Below are 4,423 nucleotides of genomic sequence, written 5' to 3'. Positions count from 1 at the left end.
CACACTCTTCACACTTACATTTTGGTTTTTCCTTACAACAACACTCTTTACAATCACATTTCGGTTTTTCCTTGCAACAACATTCATCACAATCTCTACGTTTGCATCTACATCTTCCAAACATTAAATCATCCCAAAAACTATTACAATTATTTCTCATGCGAATATGATTCCTCCTCTATAGACTTCATCATATTCTATGTTTAAAAGTGTAAAATGGCTTGTTTGCTAGTCTAGTTTTTACGCTTTAGAGTAGTTTAACTCATATGTGATGAATACTAATCTTACTAATAATAAACCTGTTTTAAAAGTTTTTGTAAAATATTTTCTTGTAAGCTGTTATACTATAAACCGAAAATATATTTTATACATATAGGAGGATAAATTTTGAAGAAAATTCTATTATCGGTTCTTTGTGGAGCTGTCCTTTTAGGTGGAGCATGCTCTAAAGATACAGACTCTAAAGATTCAACATCAAAGAAAACTACTAAGGATACTAGTGAATCAACACAGGTATTATCAAAAGAAGAGTTTGAAAAGATGCACTCTAATCCTAAAGAATATAAAGGGAAAAAGGTTGATTTTTATGCACAAATCTTTGTCGAACCTGAACGTGATAAAGATGGTACGTATCTTCAAGCCTGGGCTGACAAAGAGCATAGCAAAAATACCATCATTGCTTTCAAAGACCCTAAATTAGATGTAAAACGTGAAGATTATATTCATGTAAAGGGAACTATTAAAGACGTCTTTGAAGGTGAAAATGCTTTTGGTGGAAAAGTAAAAGGTCCTACTATCGTTGCAACAAGTGTTGAAAAAACTGATTATGCTACTGCCTTTGATCCTGCAAAAAAAACAATTGAAGTTAATCAAGAACTAGACCATAAAGGCTATAAAATGATCGTTAAAAAAATTGAAATTGCCGATAAAGAAACACGAGTTTACTTTACAGCAAAGAATGATGCAACTGCAGCATTTAATTTTTATGATTTCAACTCCAAATTAATCGTAAATGGTCAACAACTAGAATACCAAGATAATTATGAAGCAAAATACCCTAAAATCCCACAAGGTATGATGCCTGGCGTAACTAGTGATGCTGTGTTAACATTCCCTAAACTCCCAATCGAGCAAGGTGAATTACAACTGATACTAGAAGGTTCAAGTGAAAATTATGATTTAAAGCCTGAACMATTTAACTATAAAATTACGTTTTAAATAATAAAATCGACTCTTTTTTAGAGTCGATTTTATTTAATATTATAGAAGCAATAAATAGTTTACTAATTATATTTCCTTTCCTTCCTCCACAGCCCACTTCAACCTCTGCAACATATATCCAATCCCTCTACATCCCTCTAACGGATATGTAATGATTTCTTCTGGATATAACTTCGTCACTACTTTTTTATGTTTCTTGCCTGCAAGTAAGACAATTTCATCAAACTGAAGTAAGTCTTTTTCAATCATCTGTTTTTGTAATTGTTCTATACTAATAATCTCATTACTCTTTGAATCAAATGCAAGATCATAGTTTTCCTTTACAATATCATTTGGTCTTAAAAATCCATGCTTTGCTGATAATATAACCCAGCTCTCGAAAAACTCAGTTGCATACGCCTGACATGCTTTTCCGAATGGACTAATATATACATCTTTTGCCTCTGCCTCTCCAGAATATGGGTACTTATCCCAAATCTTCTTCTTTCCGCATGGAATTATGCATAACCTTTTCATCGTTATTTCTTACCCCGCTTCTATATTTCTTATGAAATATCAATTTTTTAGTACATTTTTTTACAGAATACTATATACTAATCTTGAAAGATAAAATTACATTATCTTCTATATTTGGTTTAATTTCTTTTAGAACAGTCTATTAAGCATATGTATTATTACATAAACACACCGTACTAAAGTCACTTTCATACAGCATGCATACACCTCATCCTTTAGTGAATTTGTAAAGATTTCGTAAAATCAAGTACACTTAATCTCCCAATCGCTATTCAATAGTACAATATATAAATGTATTATAAAAAGGAGGTGAACAACTATGAAAAATATACTCCCAGCATTATTAGCTTATATTATTGTTTGTATCATCGCGATTATCATTCCAGCATCTGACGGCTATAATACTGTAGGTTGGAAATTCTTTGTTGGRCAAGCGTACGCAATACCTATTTTCATTATTGCTGCTATTATTACATTTTATATAAATAAGAAACGATCTTATGAATAAACGATAAGTAGGATAGCTATTGCTATCCTTTTTTATTTCCCATCTGTAATTTTATAATAAAAAAAGACAAGCAGCCACTCCGGCTACTTGTCCTTTCTGTTTATCCATACTCAATAATATTAAGCTTGGAATGTTTCTGTTAATACAGGAACGATTTGTTTTTTACGAGATACAACACCTTTTAAAGTAGCTGTGTTATTTTGTAATGTTACGTTGTATGCTTTCTCAACAACGTCTGTTGCTTTACCGATCGCAAGGCCAACAGAATCGTTAGTTAAGATGTCAGTTACAACGAATAAGAATAGGTCTAAACCTTTTTCTTCTACTACTGCAGAAATAACTTTTTCAAGTTCCGCTTGGTGTACAAGAACGTCGTTTGTATCAACAGCGTTTACTTGTGCGATTTCAACTTTCGCGTTACCCATTTGGAATTCTTTAGCGTCAAGAGAGATTAATTGCTCCATTGTTTTTCCGCTTAAGTCAGCACCAGCTTTTAACATTTCTAAGCCGTAGCTATCTGCATCTACACCAGCGATTTCCGCTAATTCACGAGCTGCTGCTACGTCTTGTTCTGTGCAAGTTGGAGATTTGAATAGTAAAGAATCTGAAATAATTGCAGATAACATTAAACCTGCAACTTCTTTACGAATTGCAACACCATTTTCTTTGTACATTTTGTTTAAGATTGTAGCTGTACAACCAACTGGCTCACAACGGTAGTATATAGGATCGCTTGTCTCAAAGTTAGCAATACGGTGATGGTCAATAACTTCTAACACACGAACAGATTCGATATCGTTAGCACTTTGTTGGCGTTCGTTATGGTCAACTAAAATAACGTTGTCCACTTCGTTTGCTACTGTCTCAACAAAACGCGGTCCTTCTACTTTAAAAGAGTCTAACGCAAATTGAGTTTCACCGCTGATTTCGCCTAAACGTACAGGCTCAGCATTCATTCCTAATTCTTTTTTCAATTCTGCATAAGCAATCGCAGAACAAATTGCATCTGTATCTGGGTTTTTATGCCCGAAAACTAGTACTTTTTCCATGTTTTCCACCTCTTCATGAAAAGGATATCTTAAAGAAGCAAATATGACAATATTTAAAGCGTATTTTTTTATAAATAATTGCAGTTTCTTCTATATTTTTCATCGTTTTCACAAAAAAAGACCATCTAAAATATTTTAGGTGGTCAAAGGTTATCTTTTCGTTAAAATAAAGATGGAACTTGCACTACGTTATTAACTGCGAAATTGGCAAAGGCAGTCTAATTATCGAATAGCCCTCTTCCTCTCAGATTTGCGGAAACAGGCTCCTTTCCTATTTCACGTGCCCATATAGATAACTGGCCGATATGGTGGATTTCATGGACAATGACATGACGTATTATCTCTCCGTGTGTACATTCAATGACTCGGCGCCTAATTGGTGCGTCTCTAGAGCTAATCGGTTCTTCATTGAAATCAGTTTCTGAAAGTTTCCGAGAATCCATTTCATTTGTCCAAGATGTCACAAATTGCTTCACTTTCTCATGGTATTGAGCTGAAAGATTTTTCACTTTTTGCAAGCTGGCATATTCTTCAAACAACGGCTCCTCAAGCACTGGTTCACCTCGCAAACCTAAGATCCAAATATATTCCACATCTACAATGTGAAATAAGGTATGTAGGATACTGCCGAACCCACCGAACCGTTTCTTTAATAGTTCTTCATCCGGTATGTCTTCGCACAATGTAAACCAATCATCACGAACTTGCCAATTATATTGAAACAGTTTCAACATCACAACAACCTCCATCTTTTAGATTAACATTTAATATTCACCAAAAGACTTCAAAATCTCTATTTAAGTAATAACTCTAAAAAACCTGTTAAAACCCTCTGCAAACTGGCTCTTTAACTGAACATTCTAGATGAAGTTACAGGGCTTTATCAAACTTTATTTTAAATTATCAATCTTTTTTATAAATCAACACACAGACATAATAACAAATATGTCGTTTGAAATTATCTCCCTTTTCAAATAAAAAACTAAATCATTTTATAATAAATTACCGTTGCATCTAACTCACCATTCGGAGAAATCGCATATTCTGGTATTTTGCCGGATTCTTGATAATTTAATGCCTTGTACAATCTATTAGAAGGATCTCCTTCTCTAGTATCTAATACTAAAAG

General features: G+C 33.5%; 5 protein-coding genes and 1 pseudogene. 2 read left to right on the top strand and 4 right to left on the bottom strand.

Features of this window, described 5'->3' with window-relative positions; translation table 11 throughout:
* The first annotated feature begins 387 nt into the window (after positions 1–387).
* A complete protein-coding gene (locus AC1DTM_RS18820; protein WP_477000642.1) occupies positions 388–1,218 on the top strand; it encodes a DUF4352 domain-containing protein in 831 nt (276 codons plus the stop codon).
* Positions 1,219–1,287: 69 nt separating this feature from the next.
* On the opposite strand, the gene AC1DTM_RS18815 is transcribed toward AC1DTM_RS18820, so the two are convergent.
* Positions 1,288–1,737, bottom strand: a complete 450-nt coding sequence (locus tag AC1DTM_RS18815; RefSeq protein ID WP_016105090.1) for a DUF6884 domain-containing protein — start codon at positions 1,735–1,737, stop codon at positions 1,288–1,290.
* A 319-nt stretch (positions 1,738–2,056) separates the two neighbouring features.
* Here AC1DTM_RS18815 and AC1DTM_RS18810 point away from each other — a divergent pair, with 319 nt between their 5' ends.
* Complete coding sequence (locus AC1DTM_RS18810) at positions 2,057–2,245, top strand: DUF4017 family protein (RefSeq protein WP_000789863.1); 189 nt, start codon at positions 2,057–2,059, stop codon at positions 2,243–2,245.
* 119 nt (positions 2,246–2,364) lie between these two features.
* Here the strand turns inward: AC1DTM_RS18810 and ppaC are convergent, their stop codons facing one another.
* From ppaC to AC1DTM_RS18795, 3 genes and pseudogenes are all read right to left on the bottom strand, one after another.
* Positions 2,365–3,294, bottom strand: a complete 930-nt coding sequence (gene ppaC, locus AC1DTM_RS18805) for a manganese-dependent inorganic pyrophosphatase (RefSeq protein ID WP_002110312.1) — start codon at positions 3,292–3,294, stop codon at positions 2,365–2,367.
* A gap of 218 nt (positions 3,295–3,512) precedes the next feature.
* A complete protein-coding gene (locus tag AC1DTM_RS18800; RefSeq protein ID WP_016105091.1) occupies positions 3,513–4,028 on the bottom strand; it encodes a DinB family protein in 516 nt (171 codons plus the stop codon).
* A gap of 248 nt (positions 4,029–4,276) precedes the next feature.
* A pseudogene (locus AC1DTM_RS18795) lies at positions 4,277–4,423 on the bottom strand (GNAT family N-acetyltransferase); the annotation flags it as partial.

Source organism: Bacillus sp. P4_D3, assembly GCF_056401855.1.
The sequence above is the reverse complement of the archived record's forward strand: the minus strand, read 5'-3'. Positions and strand labels throughout refer to the sequence as shown.

Excerpts from the sequence above, each read along its gene's own strand:
- AC1DTM_RS18800 (WP_016105091.1), bottom strand. The coding sequence starts at position 4,028 with ATGTTGAAACTGTTTCAATATAATTGGCAAGTTCGTGATGATTGGTTT.
- ppaC (WP_002110312.1), bottom strand. The coding sequence starts at position 3,294 with ATGGAAAAAGTACTAGTTTTCGGGCATAAAAACCCAGATACAGATGCA.
- AC1DTM_RS18815 (WP_016105090.1), bottom strand. The coding sequence starts at position 1,737 with ATGAAAAGGTTATGCATAATTCCATGCGGAAAGAAGAAGATTTGGGAT.